Source organism: Hansschlegelia beijingensis (assembly GCF_045505405.1).
Taxonomy (GTDB): Bacteria; Pseudomonadota; Alphaproteobacteria; order Rhizobiales; family Methylopilaceae; genus Methylopila; species Methylopila beijingensis_A.
The window spans coordinates 1-734 of record NZ_JBJKEX010000661.1; the positions used below are offsets into that span (position 1 = coordinate 1).

At 70.7% G+C, this 734-nt stretch carries 2 protein-coding genes; both read right to left on the reverse strand.

Annotation, left to right across the window (positions count from 1 at the left end; all coding sequences use genetic code 11):
* A partial coding sequence (locus tag ACIKT0_RS19470; protein WP_407106910.1) for a hypothetical protein occupies positions 1-348 on the reverse strand: 348 nt, incomplete at its 3' end.
* A gap of 227 nt (positions 349-575) precedes the next feature.
* Positions 576-716, reverse strand: a complete 141-nt coding sequence (locus ACIKT0_RS19475; protein ID WP_407106911.1) for a hypothetical protein — start codon at positions 714-716, stop codon at positions 576-578.
* Positions 717-734: the final 18 nt, after the last annotated feature.

Genomic DNA, 734 nt, shown 5'->3' on the forward strand with positions numbered 1-734 from the left:
CGTCGGCCTTCGCTCGGCGATCTCGCGCCATGGCCGTTCGGCCGCGAAGGCGGGACGCGGCGCGGAAGGCTGCGGCGCGTAGGCGAACGCGAAGACAATGAGTTCGGGCGGCGGCGCCGCGACATGGCTCAGGCAGGCGATCGTGCAGCACGCGGCGCGCTGAAGCTGCCCGTGGGTGTCCTGGTCCGCGGAGACCTCTCCGTTGAGACAGTGGACGCCGAAGGGATCGTTCGGCGCGGCGTGCGCCTGTCCGACCATGGCGAACGCGCCCAGCGCCGCCTGTGCGATCAGCACATAGGCGACGACCCAGACGCCGAGCAGCCGTGTGAAGGTGCGGACCCGATGCAAGGCCGATGTCTCCCCGGGCGCACCGATAGCATGTCTCCCGCAGGCCGCGCACGCGACCAAACGTCAGCCTTCAACGCCCGTCCCGAGGCCTCGGGCGTGGCGCCGGCGGGGCTGCGGCGGTAACACCGGGTGGGGATGATTCGGGGGGTGTTGATGCGGGTGCTGATCGTCGAGGACGACATGGTCGTGGCCGGATGCCTCAAGCCCGCGGTGGTCGAAGCAGGCCATCAGGTGGTCGGGCTCGCGGCGGACCGGGACTCGGCGATCGCCCTGCTGGGCTCGGCGCGGGTGCACCTCGCGCTGATCGATCTCGGCCTCGCCGACGGCCTCAGCGAACACATGCCGCGGACGATGAAGTCTATCTTCACGCCGGCTTGGCTGGCCTC